Genomic DNA, 19,733 nt, shown 5'->3' with positions numbered 1-19,733 from the left:
GCCGAGGCCGAAGTGCCCACTCCCCGCGCACCGTTGCCCGCGGCCCCACGATCAACCCAACCCGACGGCGGCCGCGTCCGCAGGGCCACAGCTTCAATTCGGGTACGGTGACGCCGCCCTGCCCGGACCAGCTCACCGGAGGATGCCGCCCGTGCCTTTCGACCTTCACGCCGCCACCCCGGCCACCCGGATCGGGCTCGGCCTGGCCGCTCTGGGACGTCCGGCCTACATCACCCTGGGACGGGAGTCGGATCTGCCCGCCGACCGGACGGTCGAGGCGATGGAGACCCGCTCCCACGAAGTGCTCGACGCGGCATACGCCCACGGGGTGCGGTACTTCGACGTGGCCCGCTCCTACGGCAGGTCGGAGGAGTTCCTTGCCGAGTGGCTGCGGAGCCGCTCCCGGAGCGACGACGTCGTGATCGGCAGCAAGTGGGGCTACACGTACACCGGCGAGTGGCGCACCGACGCGAAGGTGCACGAGGTCAAGGACCACAGCCGGGCCACCTTCGAGCGCCAACTGGCCGAGACGCGGCGCCTTCTCGGCAGCCGCCTCGACCTGTACCAGGTCCACTCCGTGACGCCGGGCAGCCCCGTCCTCACCGATCGCGCGCTGCAGGACGAACTCGCCGGTCTCGCCGCCGAGGGCGTCACCATCGGACTGTCCACGAGCGGGCCCGAACAGGCAGCCGCCATCCGCTCGGCGCTCTCCGTCGAGGTGGAGGGCATCCCGCTCTTCTCCAGCGTCCAGGCCACGTACAACCTGCTCGAACCGTCGGCCGGGCCCGCGCTCGCGGAGGCGCACGACGCGGGACGCACCGTCATCGTCAAGGAGGCCCTCGCCAACGGCCGTCTCGCACAGGAGGCGGCTCACTCACCCCTCGGCCACCTCGCGAGGGAGACCGGCACCACCACGGACGCCCTGGCTCTGGCCGCCGTCCTGCATCAGCCCTGGGCGGGCATCGTCCTCTCCGGCGCCGCCACGACGGGCCAGCTCAACGACAACATCTCGGCGTCCGGCGCCCACCTGACGCCCGGCGACGTGGAGGCGCTGTCGTCCATGGCGGAGACGGCGACCGCGTACTGGCAGCACAGGGCCACCCTGCCGTGGACGTAGTCGAGGACTCCGGTCCCGGTCCCTCACCGGTCCCGTCCGCCCGGGGCGTGGCGGGCTACCGGCGCATGCCGCGGAGCGCCTTCATACAGCTGGCGAGGACCGCGTCGTCGGAAGCCCGGGCCAGACTCTGGGCCGTCCTGCCCGCGTTGAAGCCAAGGAGCACGGGTTCGCCGAAGACCTTCCAGCCGTTGACCCACCAGGACCACAGTCCCGGTTCCTCGCGGTCGAAGAACTCGATGACATCGACGTTCCGGTCCCAGAAGACGTAGGGGAACTCCAGCCAGAGCTTGTCGAGCAGCCCGCTGCCGAGCGCTTCGAGGGCCTGCGACTTCACCGGCGGCAGAGGCGGGTCGAACGCGAGCGTCCCGGCCTTCAGTACACCGACCGGGACGGTGACCACGGCGTGGTCGGCTTCGACCTGCGGACCGTTCCTCACCCTGACCGCGGCCCCTTCGGAGTTGTGGCGCACTGAGGTCACGACGGCCCCGGTACGCACGGGAAGCTCACCGCGGACCTGGGCGATCAGACGGTCGTAGCCCTCCGGCAGCAGCAGATCGGGCCCTCGCAGCTCACGGCCCTCCCACTCCGCGCTCACGGCGAGCCGGTCGGGGTCGGCGGCGTACTCCTGGGTGTAGTGGACGTTGGCCGCGTAGCGCAGGGCGGCCGAAGGCGACCGGGGAAGGACCGCGGAGACCGGAGTGGTGTCCGGCTCCTCGACGTCGTCGAGCTTCCTGCGGTGACGGCCGAGTTCGGCCACGGCGGCGGCATCGCGCCCGGTGACGCTGTCGTAGTCGAACTCGCGGCCACGGCCACCGCTCTGCCGCAGCACACGCGTCATCACGTTGCCCTGGGAGCCGTGGATCCAGGAGGCACCCATCTCGGCCGGGACGCCGGCGATCCGCCGGGTCCGGACGCGGCCGCCGACACGGTCACGGGCTTCCAGAACGGTCACCTCGTAGCCCTCGTCCGCCAGTTCGCGGGCGCAGCCCAGACCGGCGAAGCCCGCACCGATCACCACCACGCGCCGCCCCGCACGGTCACTGCGGATGATCTCCACGGCGGCACGCCGTCCGCTTTCCAGCGCTCCGTGGGCCGTGGCCGGAGCCTCGGACGAGCAGGCCTCCCCCGCGAAATGCAGACGTCCGTTCAGGGGTGCGGCGAGCAGTGTCCGCGCCTTCGCCCCGAGCGGGCTCGGGGCGAGGAAGGAGTACGAGCCCCGGGCGAACGGGTCCCTCGACCACGACGTACGGAGAAGGGACACCGGCTCGGGAACGGCGCCCGGTCCCGCCGCCCGGTGGGCCCCGCGACTCCGCCCGCCACCGGCGATCCCTCCGGCCGCAACCGAGAGACCGGCGGTCACCACGGTCCTGCGTCCCGGGCCGCCCCCGCGTGATTCACTCACCGGGCGCACACGCCTCATCGGGCTGAGAGTTCCCGGAACCGGGGCGAGAAAGAGGAGTTCCCGGGTGCCGCCATGGCCCGCCCACACCAACCGAGTTCGCCAGCACCGCGGCCCCCGCCCTGTCCACCTCACCGGATCAACTGAGCCGATGGTGCCCCGGATCGGCCCGTTCCGTCCGGCGCTGCGGTGGATCTCACACGCGCCCGCGCTCGGCGGATCGGGTGCAGATGCTCGTCCAGGTGCCGACCGGCACCCGGCCGCCTCGCGGATTCCCGGCGTCGAACTCGCCTCGGGCGGCGGCCGGTGCCGCCGCCCGCGTGGGAACCGGGTCCGGACCGGCCGGGCTCAGCGGATGCCGAGGTCGCGGAGGACCTTGCGCTGCCCGGCCGACAGGCTGGTCGGGAAGTAGAGGTAACACACGCCGCCCGTACCGGACTTGACCTTGCCGTCCGCGTCCTTGCGCTTGGTGCGCAGCCAGATGTTCTCCCACTGCCTGCGCTTGTAGATGTGACGCACGGCGTCGTTGTCTTCGGAGGCAGGGTCGTTGGCGATGATGTCGCCGTCCTGCGTGAAGCCGATGACGGTCATCAGATGCCCGGCCGTGCCGTAACCGGCGCCGTCCAGCTCCGACTCGATGAAGGACTGCGAGGTGATGACGGGAATCCCCGCCGCCACCAGCCGCTCGACGTCGGTGAGGCTCCCCAGTCGGGTGACCACAGCCTCCATGTCGCGGTAGGTCGCCGCATAGGCCGCGTTGAAGGGCCAGTTGCCGCAGCCCTCGTACTGGTAGTCGAAGGTGTAGCGCGCCGCGTGACACACCTGCGGGTCCGTGAAGTCGGGGTCGACCCACTCCAGGTCCTTCTTGGACGGCGTGCGGCCCCAGTACTCGAGGATCATCGTCGACGAGGTCGGGCTGCACCAGGCCTCACCGCCGTTGTCGTACTCGGGGTACCGGCCCTTGTGCACCTCCTGCGAGAAGCGCGGAACCTCCAGTTCGATACCGCGGCCGGGGCCGGGCTTGGACGCCGGGACCTCGAAGCGGTCGGGAACGTCCGAACTCATCGCGCTCAGCCGCCACACGGCCGGCTTCGCCCCGCTGGCCAGCGCCCGGTAGAGCGTGACGCGCAGCTTGTAGGCGATCAGACGCAGGTCGCTGTCGAGGTCGTCGATGGCGAGAGTGTCCGTCCACACGCTGGACTTGCCGTCGCTCTGGTCGTCGACGGAGGTGCGCCGCGGCACGTCCTTGCCGTCGCCTGCGGTCCAGATGCCCATCGTGTACCAGGGCGTCTTCGTGCCGTCGGAGTAGCGGCCCTCGAGTTCGACGCGCAGCCAGGTGCCCTTCGGAGTGTGCGCGTTCCACGAGGCGATGACTTCACCCGCGGCCACCCCGGCGGACTGCAGCGGCGAGGTCCAGGTGGCGTACTCCCAGGTGGCGCTCTCGCCGGTGTGCGGGTCCTTGTACTTGGCGGTGCCCTGCGGGGTCTCGAAGACGACGGCGGGGCGGCCACGCCCCACCACGCGCGTGCCCTCGGCCTTGCCCGCCTCCCAGTCGCGCTTGGTGTTCCAGCTGTGCAGCGAGATCTTCGACTTTTCGGCTGCCGCTCGGCCGGGCCTGCCGGCCAGACCTGCCGCCGAGGCGGGCGGGGCGGTTGCCATGGCCGCCGCGGCGACGGCGGCGGCGAGTACGGTACGGCGCGTGGTGGGTCTGCTGTTCATGGCCATAGATCCCTCAACCTCGGTTCCCATGCGGCAGGTGCGCGTCAGAGTGCCACTATCCCCGCTCCGGCGCCCACCGGGCCACCGCTCCGGCTGGGACGCACGCACCAATATTGGAGTGGACCAGTGGCGACGCCGGCGCGGCGGGACATCCGCGGTGTGACCGTAGGCTGGTCGGGTGTCCAGGCCCGACCGTTCCCCCGGCGCTTCGGAGTGCGCGGTTCCTTCCATACCCGGCGCTCGCTCCGCTGTCGCGCCGCACACCGCTTCTGACTCGTCCTCTGCCGCCGCGACGCCCGGCCCGGACGTCTCCCTCACCGCGACCGCCGCTCTGCTCCGGGATCTGCCGCCCTCGTGCGGGCCCGTGCGGCTGGTCGGCGTGGACGGCCACGCGGGGTCGGGCAAGACGACCTTCGCCGGCCGGCTCTCCGCCGCCCTCGGCGGGGCCCCCGTGCTGCATCTGGACGATCTGGCCAGTCACGACGCCTTCTTCGACTGGACCGGACGTCTCACCGAACAGGTGCTCACCCCCCTCTCGCAGGGGCGCACGGCGCACTACGCGGCGTACGACTGGACGCGGGCCGCCTTCCCCGCGGACGCGGACGCGTGGACGCCGCTGCCGCCCGAACCCGTGGTCCTCGTCGAGGGCGTCGGGGCGGGCCGCCGCTCGCTGCGTCCGCGTCTGGCCTGCCTGATGTGGATGGACATGGCGCCGCAGGACGCGTGGCGACGTGGCCGGATGCGGGACGGCGAGGCGCTGGCGGATTTCTGGGATGCATGGATGCGCAGCGAGAAAGCGCATTTCGCGGAGGACCCCTCGTATTCGTCTGCGAATTACGTGGTGCGTCAGGGAGAGCTGGGATTCGAGGTGCGGGAGGGGCCTGCGGGAGGCCGCTGACAGTCCCAACTCCTCACGCTCGGTTACCCGTTGGGGGTTTCCAGCCGCTCCTTCAGGTACCGGCCACCGGGGCCGCTTGACCCGGGAGCCTCACAGGAATTACTTTTCCAACAGGCGGTCTGTACAGGTCGCCTGCAGACGCGAAGCCCCCGGTTGTTCCCCCGTGATCGGGGGCTTCGTTCTGTCTTCCTCCGCTCCCACCGCGTCCCGTGGCCCGGCGTGGTTCACCGTATGTGACCGAACCTGACCGCACCGATATCTCCCACCGGCTCCTTCCGTACCGCGTGCACCACCCTTCGGCCGGGACGATCTCGCAGGTACGATGCGTAGGGAAGCTGGACATCGGGCAAACCAGGGTCAACGAGCCTCAAGTCCCGCCAGGAGTACGGACGTTCGTCCCACACCTCATCCGGCTGCCCGGCGCCGGGACTTCGGGGACAGGGCCCCCGGAGATAGGCGGGCGGGCCGTCGGCGGATGACGGGGGACGTTTCGTGGGGGACGTGATGGATTACGGCACGCAGGGCGGCCCGCATCTGCACACCCCTGCCGACCTTGCCTGGCTGCGGGGCGTCGACGCCTACACCGTGGGTCAGTACGCCCAGGCCGAGGAGGAGTTCCACACGGCGGTGCGGCTCGATCCCGGCATGGCCGACGGCTGGCTGGGGCTGCACGCGCTGCGCGCGGACACGGCGACGGCCCTGCTGCGCATGTACCACAACCGCAACCGCTTCGGTGAGCAGCGCGCACGTCACGCCCGCAACCTCAACTCCTGGTACTGGCTGGGCTGGTGGGTGCAGCCGGTGCTGGAGAGCGAACGTGATCTGCTGCTGGCGCACGCGTCGCACTGGCTGGACGGGCGGCACGTCGCGGAACTCGACAGGGCGCTCGCCGACTGCCCTCCCGTGGAGACCGATCCGCAGGTGCGGTTCCTGCACGCCTGCCGGGCGTACCTCGCGAAGGACTGGGAGCGTCTCGTCGCGCACACCGAACCTCTCGTCGACGACGCGCTGCTGGGCATAGAGGCGGGCCTCTTCGCGGGGATGGCCCGGGTGCGCCTGGAGATGTACGGGCAGGCTGAGCCTCTGCTGGCCGCCGCCCTCATGCGCTGCCGCAGCGAGCAGCCGCAGCGCAAGGAGCTGCGCTACTGGCTCGCGCGCGCCCGTGAGGGCACCGGACGCAGCGCCGCCGCCCTGCCGCTGTACCGCGCGGTGCACCGCATCGACCCGGCCTTCATGGACACCGCCGCGCGCCTGACCACCATCGCCGAGGGCGACGGCCTCGGCGACACCGGCGACCTGGCCGCGGCCGTCACCCTCGCGGGCACCGACACCGGCGCCGGCGGCCGGGTGGGGCAGGACGGCCTCGAGGGCATGGACGGCACTTTCGATCCCGGGATGGACGCGGCCGAGGCAGCCGCCGAAGCCTCCGCCGCTGACACCGGGCCCGGTGGCGTCCCGGCCACCGCCGGCCTCGACGGGCCGGGCGGACCCGGCGTGCCGGACCCGGCGGAGAGCGCCGACCCGGACATCGACCCGGGCGCCGACGCGCTGCGCCTGGAGGATTCGGGAGATCCGGCGGAGCCGGTGCGGGTCGACTCGGACGCCGTACGGGACCGGATGGTGCCGCACACCGCCGGCGACGCGGCCGACCGTGTGCTGACCGGCCCGTCCGACCCGGTGCTGCTCGCGCAGGCGCTGGACGAGCTGGAGCGGATGGTGGGCCTGGAGCCGGTCAAGCGCCAGGTGCGTGCGCTGTCGGCCCAGCTGCACATGGCGCGGCTGCGCGCGGCCCAGGGGCTGCCGGTGCAGCCGCCGAAGCGGCACTTCGTCTTCTCGGGCCCCTCCGGCACGGGCAAGACAACCGTGGCACGCATACTCGGCCGCGCGTTCTACGCGCTGGGACTCTTGGGCGGAGACCATCTCGTGGAGGCCCAACGGGCCGATCTCGTGGGCGAGTTCCTCGGCCAGACGGCCGTGAAGGCGAACGAGCTCATCGACTCGGCCATGGGCGGTGTGCTCTTCGTCGACGAGGCGTACGCCCTGTCCAACTCCGGCTACAGCAAGGGCGACGCGTACGGCGACGAGGCGCTGCAGGTGCTGCTGAAGCGCGCCGAGGACAACCGGGACCAACTCGTGGTGATCCTCGCCGGTTACCGGGAGGGCATGGACAGGCTGCTGGCCACCAACCCGGGCCTCTCCTCACGCTTCACGACGCGCGTCGACTTCCCCAGCTACCGTCCGCTGGAGCTGACAGCGATCGGTGAGGTGCTCGCCGCCGAGAACGGCGACGTGTGGGACGAGGAGAGCCTGGAGGAGATGCGCAGCATCAGCGGCCACGTCGTCGATCAGGGATGGGTCGACGAGCTGGGCAACGGCCGCTTCCTGCGCACCCTGTACGAGAAGAGCTGCGCCTACCGCGATCTGCGCCTGTCCACCTATCCGGGCACCCCCACGCGGGACGATCTGTCCACGCTGCGGCTGCCGGACCTCATGCAGGCGTACGGTGAGGTGCTCTCCGGGCGGGGCCCGGACGGCCCCCGTCCCGACCCGCCGCCTCCCCTGTCCTGACGGGCTGCTCCTCGCCCGAGGCGTCTCCGGCCGGCTCAGGCGCATCGGGCGAGGCCGGTGAACCCCCAGGGCCTGCATCATTTCCGCCTGTGGAGCCGGAAGGCCCGCCGCCGCTGCGCTGTTGCGGCGGGACGCCCGCCGATTCGTGCGCCGGGTCGTGGACTTCGCCGACGAGCATCTCCAGCACGTCCTCCAGCGCTGCCAGGCCGAGCACCCGTCCCGACGCGTCGGCGACGGCCGCGAGATGCGAGGCGGCACTCCGCATCGCGGCCAGCGCGTCGTCCAGGGGTAGTTCGGCACGGAGCGTCGTCATGGAACGCCAGAGATGCTGCGGTACGGCGCGGTCGTCCTCGGTCAGGTCGAGTATGTCCTTCACATGCAGATAGCCCATGAAGGCACCGTCGGGAGCGCAGATCGGGAAGCGTGAATACCCCGTGCGCACGGTGAGTTCCTCGACCTCCCGGGGCGTGACACCGGGACCCACCGTCACCAGGGAACCTCTGGTGAGCAGTACGTCCGTCACCGGCCGGGAACCGAGTTCGAGGGCGTCGGAGAGGCGTTCGTGCTCCTCGTGGTCCAGCAGTCCCGCCTGGCGGGAGTCCGCGAGGAGGTCGGCGAGCTGCTCGCTGGTGAAGGCCGACTCGACCTCGTCCTTGGGCTCGACGCGGAAGAGACGCAGGACGACCTTGGAACAGCTGCCGAGCCCGGCCGTCACCGGCCGCGACAGCCGGGCGAAGGCCACGAGTGCGGGGCTCAGCCACAGGGCGGTGCGTTCCGGTGCCGCCATGGCGAGGTTCTTGGGCACCATCTCGCCGATGACGAGGTGGCAGGCGACGACGACGGCCAGCGCCACGACGTAGCCGACCGGGTGGACCAGCGCCTCCGGCAGCCGCACAGCGTCGAAGAGAGGCTCCAGCAGGTGGGCGATGGTCGGTTCGGCGACGGCGCCGAGCGTCAGCGAGCACACGGTGATGCCGAACTGCGCCGCGGCCATCATCTGCGGCAGGTTCTCCAGACCGTTCAGCACCCGGCGGGCGCGGGCCGACCCGGCGGCCGCGAGCGGTTCGATCTGGCTGCGGCGCACGGAGACCAGCGCGAACTCGGCGCCGACGAAGAAGCCGTTGCCGAGCACCAGCAGGGCCGCGAAGAGGAGTTGGAGGGCGCTCACAGCATGCTCCTCTCGGCGTGCACGGCCCGCCGGCGCGGCGCGCTGCTGCGCCCGTTCTCCTCGGTCCGTACGATGCGGACGCGCTCGGCGCGGTGGTGGTCGACCAGACGCACACGCAGCTGCCAGCCGGGTGCTCCCGGGCCACCGGGAAGATGCGCGGTGTCGCCCGGCGCCGGAATGCGTCCGAGCCGGTCGGCGACGAGACCCGCGACGGTCTCGTACGGGCCCTCGGGTGCGTCGAGGCCGATGCGCCGCAGCAGGTCGACGCGGCAGCCTCCGTCGGCGTCCCAGGCGGGACGGCCCTCCGGGTCGGGGGCGGCGGGGGCGAGCGCGGGCAGGTCGTCGCGGTCGTGCTCGTCGCGTACCTCGCCGACCAGCTCCTCGACGATGTCCTCCAGGGTGACGACACCGGCCGTGCCGCCGTACTCGTCGACGACGACGGCGATGGGTGCCTCGTTGCGGAGCCGTTCCAGCAGCGGCTGCACGGGCAGCGTCTCCGGGACGAGCAGGGCCGGGGCGGTGATGTCGTCGACGGGGGTCCGCAGCCTGTCCTGCGCGGGAACGGCGAGGGCGTCCTTGAGGTGGGCGGTGCCGGTGATCTCGTCGAGGCGTTCGCGGCAGACGGGGAAGCGGGAGAGGCCCGTCGCGCGGGTCAGGTTGACGACGTCCTCGGCGGTGGCGCCGCTCTGCAGCGCGCTGACCCGCACCCGCGGAGTCATCACGTGCTGCGCCGTCAGGCCGGCCAGGGAGAGCGTCCGCACGAAGAGGTCCGCGGTGTCCTGCTCGATGGCTCCGGCGCGAGCCGAATGCCGTGCCAGGGAGATCAGTTCGCCCGGAGTGCGGGCCGAGGCCAGCTCCTGGGCGGGCTGAACGCCGAACGCTCGGACGATGCGGTTCGCGAGGGCGTTGAGCAGCGTGATCACGGGGCGGAAGGCCGCGGAGAAGAGGCGCTGCGGGCCCGCGACGAAGCGGGCGACTGCCAGCGGCCGGGAGACCGCCCAGTTCTTGGGGACGAGTTCGCCGATGACCATCTGCACGGCCGAGGCGACGAACATGCCTATCGTGACGGCGGTGCCGGCCACGGCTCCCTCGGGCAGGCCCGTCGCTGTGAGCGGGCCGTTGAGCAGATGCGCGAGCGCGGGCTCGCAGAGCATGCCGACGACGAGGGAGGTGAGTGTGATGCCGAGCTGCGTGCCGGAGAGCTGGAAGGAGAGCTCGCGCAGGGCCGCGGTGACGGCGCGCGCCCGGCGGTCTCCTTGGGCGGCGGCCCGTTCGGCCTCGGGCCGCTCGACGGTGACGAGGCCGAACTCGGCGGCGACGAAGAAGCCGTTGGCGAGGATCAGCACGAAGGCGGCGGCGAGGAGTGTGAGCGAAAGGGTCATGCTGTGTCTCCCCTGAGGTGGCTGGGGGGCACAGCGCTGGTACTACAGGGCGATCCGTCCATTTCTGACGGTGGTCACTCCTCGGGTAGCGGTTCGCGATGGGGGCGGCTGGATCCGCCGTATCGACCAGAGTAAACACGTCCGTGAGCGCTACGGCAGAGGCCGCGGGCGGACGAGTCGGTTCCGCCGCGGGAACAGCAGCAGGCTGTGACGGGACCGCGGCGGGGCGTGGCGAAAGCGCCTGTCAGTGCATCAGCGCACCGTCTCCCCCGTGCCGTGGCTCTCGGCGAGGGCACGCAGCGCGCCGGCGTCGGCGATGGCCCGCTCCTTGGCGATCCCGGGCTGGATGCCCATGGCCGCCAGGCTGGTGCCGTCGGCGAGGTCGAGGCTCACCCACGGGTCGCCCTGGCGGAGGTTGACCCGGAGCACTTCCGCCCATTCGAGGCGCCGCTTGGTCGTCAGATTGACGACGGTGAGCCCTCCCTCGTCCGCGGTCACATGCGGACGCGAGAGCATCAGCAGTACGCCGAGGAAGAGCAGCCCGGTGAAGACGAAGCTGATCCGCTCCCCCGTGCTCGTCGCCGGCAGTAGCACGGCGACGACGGTGAGCACGGCGAACAGCGCGACGCCGACGGTGATGAGGACGGCGCGCGTTCGCTTCGGGCGGAACGTGACGGGCAGAGCGGGCAGTTCGGTCATCCGGCCCCTCCTGGAGGACACACGGCGGGTCAGAGGCGGCAGGCGTGGATGCCGGTGGTGAGGATGGCGCGGGCGCCCAGCTCGTACAGGTCGTCCATGATGCGCTGCGCCTCCTTCGTACGCACCATGGAGCGTACGGCGACCCAGCCCTGGTCGTGCAGCGGTGACACGGTGGGCGATTCGAGCCCCGGCGTGAGGGCGACGGCCGCTTCCAGGTGCTCGGCGCGGATATCGTAGTCCATCATCACGTACCGCCGGGCGACGAGAACGCCCTGCATGCGGCGGAGGAACTGCCGGACCTTCGGGTCGTCGTCGGGGGCGTCGGTGCCGCGCACGACGACGGCCTCGGAGTGCAGGATCGGCTCGCTGATGATCTCGAGCCCGGCGTTGCGCAGGGTGCTGCCCGTCTCCACGACGTCGGCGATCACTTCGGCGACACCGAGCTGGATGGCGGTCTCCACCGCTCCGTCGAGGTGCACGACGGAGGCGTCCACGCCGTGCTCGGCGAGGTGCTTGGAGACGATGCCGGCGAAGGACGTGGCGACGGTCATGCCCTGGAACTCGGACACGTCCTTGGCGGTGCCGGGGCGGGTGGCGTAGCGGAACGTCGAGCCCGCGAAGCCGAGTTGGAGGATCTCCTCGGCCTTCGCCCCGGAGTCCAGCAGCAGGTCGCGGCCGGTGATGCCGATGTCGAGCTTGCCGGAGCCGACGTAGACGGCGATGTCGCGGGGGCGCAGGAAGAAGAACTCGACGTCGTTCTCGCTGTCGACCAGCACGAGTTCGCGGCGGTCCTTGCGCTGCTTGTAACCGGCTTCATGGAGCATCTCCGCCGCAGGCTCGGAGAGTGAACCCTTGTTGGGGACGGCGATGCGCAGCATGGTGCGTGATTCCTTTGCGTGGGTGAGGTGCGGGGCTCGGAGACTTCTGGACCGAAGACTTCCGGACCGGAGAAATCAGAGAAACCGGAGAGAAGGAAGGGCGGCAGCCGGGAGCCGGCGGGCGCATGGATCAGAGATGAGCGTATACGTCTTCGAGGGTCACGCCGCGGGCGATCATCATGACCTGCACGTGGTAGAGGAGCTGCGAGATCTCCTCGGCGGTGCGCTCGTCCCCCTCGTACTCGGCTGCCATCCACACCTCGGCGGCCTCCTCGACGATCTTCTTGCCGATGGAGTGCACGCCCTGGGCGGCCAGTTCCGCCGTGCGTGAGGTGATGGGGTCGCCGTTGGCGGCCTTGTGCTGGAGCTCGGCGAAGAGCTCCTCGAATGTCTTGTTCGCCATGGTGTTCCCAACTCTACGTGGGGGCCCGCGGGCCCCCCGCGCCCGGGTGGGGGCGCTCAGGCCACGGTGCGCAGCGCGGCGGCCGTGGCCACGGCGGCCGTGGTGGCCTCGTGGCCCTTGTCCTCGCGGGAGCCGGCGAGCCCCGCGCGGTCGAGGGCCTGCTCCTCGTCGTCGCACGTGAGGACCCCGAACCCGATGGGGACGCCGGTCTCGACGCCGACCTGTGTCAGCCCCTGGGTGACTCCCTGGCAGACGTAGTCGAAGTGCGGTGTACCGCCGCGGATGACGACGCCGAGAGCGACGACGGCGTCGTACCCGGCGCGGGCAAGCGCCGCGGCCGCGACGGGAAGTTCGAAGCTGCCGGGGACGCGCAGCAGCGTGGGTTCGGCGGTGCCCAGCTCGCGGGCGGCGCGCAGGGCGCCGGCCACGAGGCCGTCCATGACGGTCTCGTGCCACTGAGCGGCCACCACGGCCACTCGCAGATCGCCGCACTCTTCGACGGTCAGTTCGGGGGCGCCCTTGCCGCTCACGGTCCTTGCTCCTTGCCTCTGCCGGCCGATGTCTTCGATACCGGTGCTGTCGCTGGTGATGTCGCTGGTGTGGTCCGCCGTCGACTCGGCGTCGTGCGGGTGGTCACTGGTTGCCGCAGGGTGAGGCCTTCCGGGCCTCCAGCCACGGCAGCTCGTGGCCCATGCGGTCGCGCTTGGTGCGCAGGTAGTTCAGGTTGTGCTCACCGGCTTCGACGGGCATGGCCACGCGCTCGTCGACGCGCAGCCCGTGCCGGGCGAGCGCCTCGGACTTGTCCGGGTTGTTGGTCATCAGCCGCAGGGACCGCACGCCCAGGTCGTCGAGCATCCGGGCGGCGGCCGCGTAGTCGCGGGCGTCGGCGGGCAGCCCGAGTTCGAGGTTGGCGTCGAGGGTGTCGCGGCCGCGCTCCTGGAGCTCGTACGCGCGCAGCTTGGACAGCAGCCCGATGCCCCGGCCCTCGTGGCCGCGCAGATACACCACCACGCCTCGGCCCTCGGACTGGACCCGCTCCAGGGACGAGTCCAGCTGCATGCCGCAGTCGCAGCGCAGCGACCCGAAGACGTCTCCGGTGAGGCACTCGGAGTGCACCCGTACCAGGACGTCCTCGCCTCCGTTCTCGGTGAGGTCGCCGACGACCAGTGCGATGTGCTCGACGCCGTCGATGGTGGAGCGGTACCCGTACGCCCTGAACTCCCCGTGGCGTGTGGGCAGCCGCGTGGTGGCCTCACGCAGGACCGTGGGCTCCACGGTGTCGACCGCGGGCGCTGCGGGTTCCGCGGGGACGGTGGCCGGCTCGCGCTCCTGACGGGCCGGTCCCTCGGTGGCCTCGCGGTAGGCGATGAGGGCCTCGATGGAGATCACCGCGAGGCCGTGCTTGCGGGCGAACGGGAGAAGCTCGGGCAGCCGCAGCATGGTGCCGTCCTCGCCGGCGATCTCGACGATGGCGGCGGCGGGACGGAGCCCGGCCAGCCGCGCCAGGTCCACCCCTGCCTCGGTGTGCCCGGCCCGTTCCAGCACGCCGCCGGGCTTTGCGCGCAGCGGGAAGGCGTGCCCGGGGCGTACGAAGTCGGACGGCACGGCCTCCGGGTCGGCCAGCAGCCGGATGGTGGTGGCACGGTCGGCGGCCGAGATGCCGGTGGTGACGCCGTGGCGACCGGTGGCGTCCACGGAAACGGTGAAGGCCGTGCCCATCGCCTCGGAATTCCGCTCGACCATCTGCGGCAGGTCGAGCCGGTCGAGATCGTCCGACTCCATGGGCGTGCAGATCAGGCCCCGGCACTCGCTCATCATGAAGGCGACGATCTCGGGCGTGACGCGCTCGGCGGCGACGATCAGGTCACCCTCGTTCTCCCGGTTCTCGTCGTCCACGACGACCACGGGCCTGCCGAGGGCGACATCTGCTATCGCACGCTCGACCGGGTCGAGTTCGAAGTCGTCGGGGCCGCTCCCGGGAAACCCGGAGGTCCCGGCGGACTCGCCGTCCGAGTACCAGTCGGCCGTCACTGCGCTCATACCTGCGCCTCCTTGCTGCGGCCCGCGCGGGCCTTTCGTACCGTACGTGCCGTACGTGCCGTTCGTGCCGGGCAGCGGCCCGGCGGCGCTGCCGGACCCGCTCATGGACGTGCTCCTTCGACAGGGGACTCCCGCCGGGCGGAAGCCACGGGTGCGCTCGTGCGGGTCCTCAGCCACCAGCTGCGCAGCCCCCACAGCACGAGCCCGAGGTAGAGGACGTAGACCAGCCCCGAGAAGGCCAGCCCGCTGCTGAAGGCCAGCGGGACGCCGACGATGTCGACCAGCAGCCAGGCGAACCAGAACTCCACGAGCCCGCGGGCCTGCGCCGTCATCGCGGCAAGGGTGCCGACGAAGATGTAGGCGTCCGGCCAGGGATTCCACGACAGCTCCGGCATGAGCGTGAAGAGCGAGCCGACGGCGAGGGTGCCCGCGACGGTGCCGGCCAGCAGCACCGCGCGCTCACGCGGGCGCGCGAAGCGCACCGTGATCGCACCGTCCTCGGCGGTGCGGTTGCCGCGGCGCCACTGCCACCAGCCCCACAGTGCGACGACGATGACCAGCAGCTGCTTGCCGACCCCGCCCGCGAGCTGCGCCGAGTAGTAGGCGCACACGAGGACGACGCCGGCCAGCACCTGCACGGGCCAGGTGAGGACGTTGCGTCGCCAGCCCAGCGCGAGAGCGGCCAGGCCGATGACGTTGCCGATGAGGTCGGAGTAGATGACGTCCTGGCCGAAGGCGCTGAAGGCCTCGCTGTTGAGCAGTCCGAGGGCGTTCACCGCACGGCTTCCTTCGCGCCGGCGGCCCCGTTGCCGCCCGCACCGGAGCCGGTCACCTCGGAACCGCCGTGCGTGAGCAGCCGCTCGACGTACTTGGCCAGGACGTCGACCTCGAGGTTGACCGGGTCTCCGGCCTGCTTGATGCCGAGGGTGGTCAGCGCCAGCGTCGTGGGGATCAGGCTGACGGTGAAGTGCGTGTCGCCCGCCTCGACGACGGTGAGGCTGACGCCGTCGATGGTGATGGAGCCCTTCTCGACGATGTACTTGGCCAGCCCCGAGGGGATCTCGACCCGCACCGTGCCGTCCTCGGTCCGCCCGGCGATCGTGCCCGTGCCGTCGACATGGCCCTGGACGAGGTGCCCGTCGAGCCTTCCGCCGAGGGCCATGGGGCGCTCGAGGTTGACGCGGGAGCCGGTGGTCAGGGCGCCGAGGCAGGAGCGGGCCAGGGTCTCACCGATGACGTCGGCCGTGAACTCGCCGCCGGACGCCTCCACGACGGTGAGGCAGACGCCGTTGACGGCGATCGACTCGCCGTGCCGCGCGCCTTCGGTGACGAGAGGGCCGCGCAGCCTGAAGCGTGCCGCGCCCGGCAGTTCCTCCACGGCGACGACCTCGCCCAGCTCTTCGACGATTCCGGTGAACACTCAGAACTCCTCGGTGGAAGCGGTGGAAGCGGTGGATGCGGTTGATGCAGTGACCGCGACGGAAGCGCCGGAGGTCCCGGCGCGAGCTGCCGTCGCGGGAACCGCGGTGATACGCAGGTCGGGGCCGACGCGCACGGTCTCGGTCACCTTCAGCCGCAACGCCTGCGCGATGGTGGCGATTCCGGCGTCGCCGAGTGCGGCGGGCCCGGCGCCGAGCAGTACGGGTGCGACGTAGCCGATGACCTCATCGACCAGTCCGGCCGCGACGAACGCCCCGGCCAGCGTCGGGCCGCCTTCGAGCAGCACCGAGCGGACGTCACGCGCGTGCAGTTCCCCGAGCAGCGCCGCCAGGTCGACCCCCGGCCGGCCGTCCCCGGCGCGCGGCAGCCTCAACAGCTGGGCGACGCCCTCGAGTTCACCGGCGTCGGCGTCCTCCGCGACGGCGACGAGCGTGGGCGCGGCATCGTCGAGGACGCGGGCGCCGGGCCGTACGACCGAGGCGTCGGTGTCGAGGACGACGCGCAGCGGCTGCACCGCGCCGGACACTCCGCGCACCGCGAGGTGCGGATCGTCCGCGCGTGCCGTGCCGGAGCCGACGAGCACCGCGTCGGTGCGGGCGCGCAGACGGTGGACGTCGGCGCGGGCCTCGTCGGAGGTGATCCACCGGCTTGAGCCGTCGGTGGCGGCGATGCGCCCGTCGAGCGTCGCGGCGTACTTCCAGATGACGTAGGGGCGTTGCTCCCGCACCGAGGTGAGCCAGGCGGCGTTGCCGGCTGCCGCCTCGTCCGCGAGCAGCCCCTGTACGACGTCGATGCCGGCCTCCGCGAGGCTGCTCGCCCCGCCCGGCGCGGAGGGATCGGCGACGGCGTAGACGACCCGCGCGATGCCCGCGTCGATGAGGGCACGGGAGCAGGGGCCCGTACGGCCTGTGCGGTCGCAGGGTTCGAGGGTGACGACTGCGGTGCCGCCGCGTGCGTCGTCGCCCGCCTCGGCCAGGGCGTGGATCTCGGCGTGCGGGCCGCCTGCGCGCTGGTGCCACCCCTCGCCGACGGGATAGCCCTCGGGGCTGAGCACGACGCAGCCCACGACGGGGTTCGGGCTGGTGGAACCGAGCCCGCGGGAGGCGAGTTCGACGGCACGGCGCATGGCGGCCCGTTCGGCCGGTTCGGCGGAAGGGGCTGACACTGCGGCTGCTGCGTCCGTTGCCACCGGGTCTCTCCTGCCTCTTCGGGCACGGACTCCGGGGCATGCACGGACCGTCGGGACCGGGGCACCACCACGAGAAGGAAGGCCGCTTCCATGCGATGCACGGCAGCGCCCGACGGACGGGGCGGTGTACCGGTCTCGGCCCGCCGCGCACTGCCTCCCATCCGGACTTTCACCGTCGGTCCAGGAATTTCACCTGGTCAACCGGCCGCTGGAGGCGACCGGGTCGCGGACTGTAACCGCCGGTTCGGACTTTCACCGACCCCGGAGTGCGCTGACGTCACTGGTACGCGTTCAGTCTGCCACGGACAAGCACGCGCCATGCCCCCGATGCCTGTGGGCTCACTCACAGTGCGTGCACACGGATGCGGCGAGAGTGTGCGAGCGCTTTCAGCCTCTTGCAAAAGCCTTGCGAAAACCCCTTGTTCGGGTGCCCGAGACCCCCCGTACAGTGGCCCGGATCGCGCAGGCCGACGGGATACGGGCGCGGGGCAAGGGCGCTGAAAATGGGCAGCCGCCGAACACACACGTACAGGCCGGAGGATCCCGCACATGCAGCAGACCGCCACCGACGCGGCCACCCGCCGTGCACGGCGCGCGATCTCCGCCGTCTTCGCCGTGCACGGTGTGGTGAGCGGCAGCTTCGCCACTGCCATCCCGTGGATCCGTGAGCACCTCCAACTCGGCCACGGCTGGCTGGGGATGGCGCTGGTCTTCCTCACGATCGGGGCTTCGGCGGCGATGCCGCTCTCCGCACGCCTCGCGCATCGCCACGGTCCGCGCCGCTCGCTGGCGTGGCTGTCGCTGATGTGCTGTGCGGGGCTGGCGCTGCCCGCGCTCTCGCCGTCGCTGCTGTGGCTGTGCGTGATCCTCTTCGTGTACGGGTGCGGGCTCGGCCTCATGGACGTCGCGATGAACGCCCACGGGGTGCAGATCGAGGAGCGGTACGGGAAGTCGGTGATGTCCGGTCTGCACGGCATGTGGAGCGTGGGCACTCTGCTGGGCGGCGCGATCGGTGCGTTCGCCGCGCACGCCGGTATCGACGGGCGCGTCCATCTCGGCGTCGTTGCGCCGGTGACCGCCGCCGCGGCCGTCGTGGCGTGCCGCTGGACGCTGGACGTGAGGGAGCAGCCGACGGCCACCGGAGGAGAGGCCGGCGGGTCCGGCTCCGGGACCGAGGCGGAGGCGGAGGCGGAGGCACCGCCTCGCTTCGCCCTGCCGAGCCGGGCCGCGCTCACTGTCGGACTCATGGGTTTCTTCGCGGTCTTCGCGGAGGGCTCGTCGATGGACTGGTCGGGCATCTATCTGCGCGACGTGACGCACGCCGATCGGGGCCTGGCCGCCTCGGCGTTCACCGCCTTCGCGTGCACGATGGCCGTCACCAGGCTCCTGGGCGACGTGGTGGTGCGGCGGCTGGGACCGGTGCGGACGGTGAGGATCAGCGGGCTGACCGCGGCAACGGGCGGAGCCCTGGTGGTGGTCGCGCGTACACCCGCACTGGCGATCACCGGCTTTGCGCTGATCGGGGTCGGTGTCGCCGTGGTGGTGCCGCTGTGCTTCGCGGCGGCGGGCCGAATACCGTCCGCGTCACCGGGTCAGGAGATCGCGGGCGTCGCCACTCTCGCCTACGCCTCGGGGCTGGCGGCTCCCGCCGCCGTCGGCTGGATCGCGGAGGCCACGTCGCTGTCCGTGTCGTTCGGGCTGGTCACGGTGCTGATGCTGGGTCTGGTGCTGGGTGCGGGGATGCTGCGTCCCGAAGGGCGCACGACGGCCTCGGCCTCGGGCGAGGGCTCCCCCGCCAGGGCGGAGAGCCACCCGGCGTCCGCTCCCGAGACCTCCTGAGCGCAGGGGCGTTCCCCGGACGCGTTCCCTCGGCCGGCTCGAACGGGCCTGGCAGGCGGGCCCGTTCGAGCCACGCGCGGATGTCCCCCGTCCGGGCGCCACAGTGGTCGTGTCCGCCACCGCGCGCCACCGCGCCTGCCACTCTGCACCCATGACGTCAGCTGAACGGACACCCCTGCGGAGCGCGACGCCCGCGGTGCCGCACCCGGGCCCACCGCATCCGCCGGGAACGTTCGACTCGGTGGTGCGGCGCATGCGCGGCGTCGGTGCGCGGCTTCCCCAGGGCGACGGCGTGGCCGTCTTCGGCCGCGTCTATCTCTCGGTGACCGTGGAGCTCCAACGGCGGCTGGAATCGGGCTGGTTCAGCGACCGCGCTTCCGCCGAGGAGCTCGGCGCGCGATTCGCCGGCCGCTTCCTCGCTGCGGTCGGGGCACACGCAGCGGGCCACCGCCCCCCTGCGTCCTGGCGGCCGCTGTTCCAGATGCGGCGCCATCCGTACGTCCGTCCCCTCCAGTTCGCCTTGGCGGGGATCAACGCGCACGTGGGGTACGACCTGCCGCTGGCGCTGCTGGCCACCTGCGAGGCCCGGCAGACCGAACCGGAGGCGCTGGAGGGCGACTTCGAGCGCGTCGGGGATCTGCTGACGCTTCTGGAGGAGCGCATCCGTGAGGAGCTGATGCCGGGCCCGGACGTCCTGGACGTGGCCGATCCGCTCACGCACCTGCTCGGTTCGTGGAGCCTGGAGATGGCCCGCTCGGGTGCGTGGATGGCCTTCCGCGCCCTGTGGGGTCTGCGGGTGCAGCCGGAGCTGGCCGGGGAGTTCGCCGAGGGTCTGGACGCGAGCGTGGGCCTGGCCGGGCGGTGTCTGCTGACTCCCCTGCCGTGCGCCGACAGGGCCCACGGCGGCGACGCGACGAGACGCTCCAGTGGGCACGGTGCATGATGCCCGTCGAGCCGGGACGATCTGCCGGAGCGGTCACCGGCGACGGCCAGC

17 protein-coding genes and 1 riboswitch are annotated in these 19,733 nt (G+C 71.8%); of the genes, 5 read left to right on the top strand and 12 right to left on the bottom strand.

The genetic code is table 11. The annotated features are described in order from the left end of the window. The first annotated feature begins 142 nt into the window (after positions 1-142). The gene (locus tag G4Z16_RS29865) at positions 143-1,117 is read left to right on the top strand and encodes an aldo/keto reductase (RefSeq protein ID WP_197353679.1); all 975 of its coding nucleotides are present in this window, start codon (positions 143-145) and stop codon (positions 1,115-1,117) included. Between the two features lie 55 nt (positions 1,118-1,172). On the opposite strand, the gene G4Z16_RS29860 is transcribed toward G4Z16_RS29865, so the two are convergent. Together G4Z16_RS29860 and G4Z16_RS29855 are read right to left on the bottom strand one after the other, a co-directional pair. After that, positions 1,173-2,537 carry a flavin monoamine oxidase family protein gene (locus tag G4Z16_RS29860; protein ID WP_197353678.1) on the bottom strand — a complete coding sequence of 455 codons (1,365 nt, stop codon included), beginning with the start codon at positions 2,535-2,537 and terminating at the stop codon, positions 1,173-1,175. A gap of 327 nt (positions 2,538-2,864) precedes the next feature. Further along, the gene (locus G4Z16_RS29855) at positions 2,865-4,235 is read right to left on the bottom strand and encodes a peptidase C39 family protein (RefSeq protein WP_197353677.1); all 1,371 of its coding nucleotides are present in this window, start codon (positions 4,233-4,235) and stop codon (positions 2,865-2,867) included. Positions 4,236-4,566: 331 nt separating this feature from the next. On the opposite strand from G4Z16_RS29855, the gene G4Z16_RS29850 reads away from it, so the two are divergent. Both G4Z16_RS29850 and G4Z16_RS29845 read left to right on the top strand, forming a co-directional pair. Beyond that, positions 4,567-5,133, top strand: a complete 567-nt coding sequence (locus tag G4Z16_RS29850; protein ID WP_197355014.1) for a uridine kinase family protein — start codon at positions 4,567-4,569, stop codon at positions 5,131-5,133. Positions 5,134-5,637: 504 nt separating this feature from the next. After that, positions 5,638-7,701: an AAA family ATPase gene (locus G4Z16_RS29845; RefSeq protein WP_197355013.1), complete on the top strand. Its 2,064-nt coding sequence runs from the start codon at positions 5,638-5,640 to the stop codon at positions 7,699-7,701. On the opposite strand, the gene G4Z16_RS29840 is transcribed toward G4Z16_RS29845, so the two are convergent. The 10 genes from G4Z16_RS29840 to ribD form a co-directional block, all read right to left on the bottom strand. Beyond that, a complete protein-coding gene (locus G4Z16_RS29840) occupies positions 7,622-8,869 on the bottom strand; it encodes a hemolysin family protein (RefSeq protein WP_197353676.1) in 1,248 nt (415 codons plus the stop codon). The genes G4Z16_RS29845 and G4Z16_RS29840 overlap by 80 nt on opposite strands. Then, complete coding sequence (locus G4Z16_RS29835) at positions 8,866-10,251, bottom strand: hemolysin family protein (RefSeq protein ID WP_197353675.1); 1,386 nt, start codon at positions 10,249-10,251, stop codon at positions 8,866-8,868. Before G4Z16_RS29835 ends, G4Z16_RS29840 begins: the two co-directional genes overlap by 4 nt. Before the next feature lie 252 nt (positions 10,252-10,503). Further along, positions 10,504-10,950: a PH domain-containing protein gene (locus tag G4Z16_RS29830; protein WP_197353674.1), complete on the bottom strand. Its 447-nt coding sequence runs from the start codon at positions 10,948-10,950 to the stop codon at positions 10,504-10,506. 29 nt (positions 10,951-10,979) lie between these two features. Next, complete coding sequence (gene hisG, locus G4Z16_RS29825) at positions 10,980-11,828, bottom strand: ATP phosphoribosyltransferase (RefSeq protein ID WP_197353673.1); 849 nt, start codon at positions 11,826-11,828, stop codon at positions 10,980-10,982. 130 nt (positions 11,829-11,958) lie between these two features. After that, positions 11,959-12,231 (bottom strand): phosphoribosyl-ATP diphosphatase, encoded by a 273-nt coding sequence (locus tag G4Z16_RS29820; RefSeq protein WP_028435962.1) that lies wholly within the window; start codon positions 12,229-12,231, stop codon positions 11,959-11,961. Between the two features lie 56 nt (positions 12,232-12,287). After that, entirely contained in the window at positions 12,288-12,761 is a 474-nt protein-coding gene (gene ribH, locus G4Z16_RS29815; protein ID WP_197353672.1) for a 6,7-dimethyl-8-ribityllumazine synthase, read from the bottom strand. 103 nt (positions 12,762-12,864) lie between these two features. Then, the gene (locus tag G4Z16_RS29810; RefSeq protein ID WP_197353671.1) at positions 12,865-14,271 is read right to left on the bottom strand and encodes a bifunctional 3,4-dihydroxy-2-butanone-4-phosphate synthase/GTP cyclohydrolase II; all 1,407 of its coding nucleotides are present in this window, start codon (positions 14,269-14,271) and stop codon (positions 12,865-12,867) included. A 101-nt stretch (positions 14,272-14,372) separates the two neighbouring features. Next, positions 14,373-15,047 (bottom strand): nicotinamide mononucleotide transporter family protein, encoded by a 675-nt coding sequence (locus G4Z16_RS29805; RefSeq protein WP_197353670.1) that lies wholly within the window; start codon positions 15,045-15,047, stop codon positions 14,373-14,375. Next, positions 15,044-15,691 carry a riboflavin synthase gene (locus tag G4Z16_RS29800; protein ID WP_197353669.1) on the bottom strand — a complete coding sequence of 216 codons (648 nt, stop codon included), beginning with the start codon at positions 15,689-15,691 and terminating at the stop codon, positions 15,044-15,046. Before G4Z16_RS29800 ends, G4Z16_RS29805 begins: the two co-directional genes overlap by 4 nt. Then, a complete protein-coding gene (gene ribD, locus G4Z16_RS29795; protein ID WP_197355012.1) occupies positions 15,692-16,837 on the bottom strand; it encodes a bifunctional diaminohydroxyphosphoribosylaminopyrimidine deaminase/5-amino-6-(5-phosphoribosylamino)uracil reductase RibD in 1,146 nt (381 codons plus the stop codon). It abuts the gene before it with no gap. Between the two features lie 206 nt (positions 16,838-17,043). Beyond that, positions 17,044-17,174: riboswitch (FMN riboswitch) on the bottom strand. Between the two features lie 275 nt (positions 17,175-17,449). Here ribD and G4Z16_RS29790 point away from each other — a divergent pair. After that, entirely contained in the window at positions 17,450-18,739 is a 1,290-nt protein-coding gene (locus G4Z16_RS29790) for an MFS transporter (RefSeq protein WP_197353668.1), read from the top strand. 151 nt (positions 18,740-18,890) lie between these two features. Next, positions 18,891-19,682 (top strand): DUF5995 family protein, encoded by a 792-nt coding sequence (locus G4Z16_RS29785; RefSeq protein ID WP_246531136.1) that lies wholly within the window; start codon positions 18,891-18,893, stop codon positions 19,680-19,682. Positions 19,683-19,733 lie beyond the last annotated feature (51 nt).

Origin of the sequence: Streptomyces bathyalis, from assembly GCF_015910445.1 — a bacterium.
GTDB classification, from domain to species: domain Bacteria; phylum Actinomycetota; class Actinomycetes; order Streptomycetales; family Streptomycetaceae; genus Streptomyces; species Streptomyces bathyalis.
Note: the sequence above shows the minus strand (reverse complement) of the source record. Positions and strands in the feature narration are given on the sequence as shown.

What these genes read in the sequence shown, in the direction of transcription:
- G4Z16_RS29865 (WP_197353679.1), top strand. Translation starts at nt 143, where the DNA reads ATGCCGCCCGTGCCTTTCGACCTTCACGCCGCCACCCCGGCCACCCGG.
- G4Z16_RS29860 (WP_197353678.1), bottom strand. Translation starts at nt 2,537, where the DNA reads ATGAGGCGTGTGCGCCCGGTGAGTGAATCACGCGGGGGCGGCCCGGGA.
- G4Z16_RS29855 (WP_197353677.1), bottom strand. Translation starts at nt 4,235, where the DNA reads ATGAACAGCAGACCCACCACGCGCCGTACCGTACTCGCCGCCGCCGTC.
- G4Z16_RS29845 (WP_197355013.1), top strand. Translation starts at nt 5,638, where the DNA reads ATGGATTACGGCACGCAGGGCGGCCCGCATCTGCACACCCCTGCCGAC.
- G4Z16_RS29835 (WP_197353675.1), bottom strand. Translation starts at nt 10,251, where the DNA reads ATGACCCTTTCGCTCACACTCCTCGCCGCCGCCTTCGTGCTGATCCTC.
- G4Z16_RS29830 (WP_197353674.1), bottom strand. Translation starts at nt 10,950, where the DNA reads ATGACCGAACTGCCCGCTCTGCCCGTCACGTTCCGCCCGAAGCGAACG.
- hisG (WP_197353673.1), bottom strand. Translation starts at nt 11,828, where the DNA reads ATGCTGCGCATCGCCGTCCCCAACAAGGGTTCACTCTCCGAGCCTGCG.
- G4Z16_RS29820 (WP_028435962.1), bottom strand. Translation starts at nt 12,231, where the DNA reads ATGGCGAACAAGACATTCGAGGAGCTCTTCGCCGAGCTCCAGCACAAG.
- G4Z16_RS29810 (WP_197353671.1), bottom strand. Translation starts at nt 14,271, where the DNA reads ATGAGCGCAGTGACGGCCGACTGGTACTCGGACGGCGAGTCCGCCGGG.
- ribD (WP_197355012.1), bottom strand. Translation starts at nt 16,837, where the DNA reads ATGCGCCGTGCCGTCGAACTCGCCTCCCGCGGGCTCGGTTCCACCAGC.
- G4Z16_RS29790 (WP_197353668.1), top strand. Translation starts at nt 17,450, where the DNA reads ATGCAGCAGACCGCCACCGACGCGGCCACCCGCCGTGCACGGCGCGCG.
- G4Z16_RS29785 (WP_246531136.1), top strand. Translation starts at nt 18,891, where the DNA reads ATGACGTCAGCTGAACGGACACCCCTGCGGAGCGCGACGCCCGCGGTG.